At 75.7% G+C, this 3,031-nt stretch carries 4 protein-coding genes and 1 pseudogene; 1 reads left to right on the top strand and 4 read right to left on the bottom strand.

Features of this window, described 5'->3' with window-relative positions:
• The 4 genes and pseudogenes from HGA02_RS14805 to HGA02_RS14790 all read right to left on the bottom strand — a co-directional run.
• Positions 1-336: pseudogene (locus HGA02_RS14805) on the bottom strand (hypothetical protein); the annotation flags it as partial.
• A 70-nt stretch (positions 337-406) separates the two neighbouring features.
• Entirely contained in the window at positions 407-847 is a 441-nt protein-coding gene (locus tag HGA02_RS14800) for a type II 3-dehydroquinate dehydratase (RefSeq protein ID WP_168679772.1), read from the bottom strand.
• A gap of 59 nt (positions 848-906) precedes the next feature.
• The gene (aroB, locus tag HGA02_RS14795) at positions 907-2,025 is read right to left on the bottom strand and encodes a 3-dehydroquinate synthase (RefSeq protein ID WP_168679771.1); all 1,119 of its coding nucleotides are present in this window, start codon (positions 2,023-2,025) and stop codon (positions 907-909) included.
• Positions 2,022-2,597: a shikimate kinase gene (locus HGA02_RS14790; protein ID WP_168679770.1), complete on the bottom strand. Its 576-nt coding sequence runs from the start codon at positions 2,595-2,597 to the stop codon at positions 2,022-2,024. The genes aroB and HGA02_RS14790 overlap by 4 nt, the downstream gene beginning before the upstream one ends.
• A gap of 98 nt (positions 2,598-2,695) precedes the next feature.
• Here HGA02_RS14790 and HGA02_RS14785 point away from each other — a divergent pair.
• Positions 2,696-3,031, top strand: a 336-nt coding sequence (locus tag HGA02_RS14785; protein WP_210728615.1) for a hypothetical protein, incomplete at its 3' end; no start/stop codon positions are given.

The following is a 3,031-nucleotide window of genomic DNA, read 5'->3' as shown; positions in this document are numbered from 1 at the left end:
CTGCTGCTCGGCGGCGGGATCTACCTCGACCGCGGTGCGCGCGAGCACGAACGCGGGTCCGCTGCCCGCGCGCGGGGAGTCCGGGAGCGGCTCGTCGACGGGTCCGGCGCCGATGCCGACCGTCCACCCGCCGAGCCGCAGCACGTGCAGAGCGACGTCGACCACCGGCTCGGGGTCGTCGTACACGCCCTGCACCTCGTCGCCGACGGTCCGCTCGAACCCGCGCAGCGGGTCGACCCCCGTCTGCTCGTGGTGCGCGGCGAGGTCCGCGAGCAGCTGCTCGACACGGTCGCCGTGCCGGCGGCTCCCCCGCTGGTCGATCGTGAGCACGAACATACGACAAGTCTGCATGCTTGTAGCGACGGAGACAAGTCCCGGTGCTTGTCCGGGACGGGAGCGCGCGTGCTCAGACGCGCAGCGCGATCGCCGTCAGCGCCAGGCGGTAGGAGTCGAAGCCGAACCCCGCGACCGTCCCCGTCGACACGCCGCCCACGACCGACGTGTGCCGGAACGCCTCGCGCGCGTACGGGTTCGTGATGTGCACCTCGACCAGCACGAGGCCCGCCGACGTGACCTGCGCCGCCGCGTCGCGCAGCGCGTACGAGTAGTGCGTGAACGCGGCCGGGTTGAGCACGACGTGCGCACGCGTGTCGACGGCCTCGTGCAGCCAGCCGACCAGCTCCGACTCGTCGTCCGTCTGCCGGACGTCGGCGTCGATGCCGAGGTCCACGCACCACTTCTCGACCGACGCCGCCAGGTCGTCGAGCGACGCCGAGCCGTACACGTCGGGCTCCCGGGACCCGAGCCTGGCCAGGTTGGGACCGTTGAGCACCAGCGCGCGCGTCATCTCCCCAGCCTAGGCGACACGCCGGTGCGCGACGCGCCGCGCACCACCGGGCGGACGCGTCACAGCGACACCGCGCGCGACGGGGCCGGAGCGCCCTCGCTGACCTCGGCGTACGCGGCGGCGAGCAGGGTCGGGTCCGGGCCCTCGAGCCGCACCGGGCGGCCGACGTCCTCCAGCACCACGAACCGCAGCAGGTCGCCGCGCGTCTTCTTGTCGCGGCGCATCGCGGCCACGAGCCGGTCCCAGCGGTCGCCGCGGTACGACACCGGCAGGCCCAGGGAGGTGAGGATCGCGCGGTGCCGCTCCACGACGTCGTCCGAGAGCCGGCCGGCCAGGCGCGCGAGCTCGGCGACGAACACCATGCCGACCGACACCGCGGCGCCGTGCCGCCACTGGTACCGCTCGACCTGCTCGACCGCGTGGCCGAACGTGTGCCCGTAGTTGAGGATCTCGCGCAGGCCCGCCTCCTTGAGGTCCTCCCCCACGACCCGCGCCTTGACGGCGACCGCGCGCTCGACCAGCTCGGCCAGCACGGGCGACGACGACGCGGCCACCGGGTCGCGCAGCAGCGCGACGTTCTCCTCGACGATCTCGAGGATCCGGGGGTCGGCGATGAAGCCGCACTTCACGACCTCCGCGAGCCCCGCCACGAAGTCGTGCGCCGGCAGCGACTCGAGCGCCGCGAGGTCGCAGAGCACGCCCGCCGGCGGGTGGAACGCGCCGACGAGGTTCTTGCCCTCCGCCGTGTTGATGCCCGTCTTGCCGCCGACGGCCGCGTCGACCATCGCGAGCAGCGTCGTCGGGACCTGCACGACCCGGATGCCCCGCAGCCACGTCGCCGCGACGAACCCGCCCAGGTCCGTCGTCGCACCGCCGCCGAGCGCGACCACGGCGTCCGACCGCGTGAAGTCCGCCTGGCCCAGCACCCCCCACAGGAACGACGCGACCTGCGCCGTCTTCGCCGCCTCCGCGTCCGGCACCTCGGCGGCGAACGCCTCGTAGCCGTGCCCCAGCAGGTCCTCGCGGACCGCCTCCGCCGACGTCGCGAGCGCCGCGGGGTGCACCACGAGCACCCGGCGCACGCCCTCGCCCAGCAGGGCCGGGAGCTCGCCCAGCAGGTGCCGGCCGATCATCACGTCGTAGGGCGCGTCGCCCTCCACCCGCACCGTCGTCGTCATCGTCCGTCCTCCCGCGCCGCCGCGGCGCCGTCGCCGACGCGCAGCGTCGCGAGCGCGTCCTCCACCGCCACGGCGACGTCCGCCGGGCGCAAGCCGTCCGTGAGCACCCGCACGCTCGCGACCTCCTCGTAGACCGGGCGGCGGGCCTCCATGAGCGCCTGCCAGCGCGCCCGCGGGTTGCCGAGCAGCAGCGGCCGCGACTGGTTGAAGCCGACCCGCGGGGCCGCGTGCGCGAGCGAGACGTCGAGGAACACCACCGCACCGCCCGCGGCCCGGTAGGCCACGAGCGCCGCACGGCTGTGCTCGTCGACCACGGCACCGCCGCCGAGGGCGAGGACGCCGTCGTGCTCGGCGAGCGCGGCGAGCACCGCGGCACGCTCCAGGGCGCGGAAGTGCGGCTCGCCGTCGTCGACGAAGATCTCGGAGATCGGCTTGCCGGCGGTGCGCTCGACGTCCGCGTCGGTGTCGCGGACCGCGAGCTGCCAACGGTCGGCGAGCGCCTGCGCGACGGTCGACTTCCCGGAGCCGGGCGGACCGACCAGGACGAGGCGGGGGGTGGGGTGCTGCGGCACGCCTGGAGCGTAGCCGTCGTGCCGTGCCGACCGTGCCGGCGCCCGACGGTCGGATGCGGGGCGTCAAGGCCGTCCGCGCGCGTGCCGATGCTTCCGGCATGACGTGGATGGCCGCTGCCGTGACGGCGGTCGCGACCGTGGGGGTGTTCTGGGGCCCGGGCCTGGTCGTCCTGCGGGCGTGGGGCTGGCGGCACGGGGTCGTGGCGGCCGTCGCGGTCGCGCCGAGCGTGACGCTCGGGGTGCTGGGGGCGACGGCGGTCGTGACCGAGGGCGTGGTGCCGTGGGGGGCGCCCGTCGCGGTGGTCGCGGTCGCGCTGGTCGCCGCGGGCGGTCTCCTGGTCCGGCGCACGGGCCGGCCGGCGGCGGTCCCGGTGCCGTGGTGGACGGCGGTGCGCACGGGACCGGCTGCCCTGCTCGTGGCGGTGGTCGCGGGC

Origin of the sequence: Cellulomonas septica (assembly GCF_012396155.1) — a bacterium.
GTDB lineage: Bacteria > Actinomycetota > Actinomycetes > Actinomycetales > Cellulomonadaceae > Cellulomonas > Cellulomonas septica.
Note: the sequence above shows the minus strand (reverse complement) of the source record. Positions and strands in the feature narration are given on the sequence as shown.

What these genes read in the sequence shown, in the direction of transcription:
- HGA02_RS14800 (WP_168679772.1), bottom strand. Translation starts at nt 847, where the DNA reads ATGACGCGCGCGCTGGTGCTCAACGGTCCCAACCTGGCCAGGCTCGGG.
- aroB (WP_168679771.1), bottom strand. Translation starts at nt 2,025, where the DNA reads ATGACGACGACGGTGCGGGTGGAGGGCGACGCGCCCTACGACGTGATG.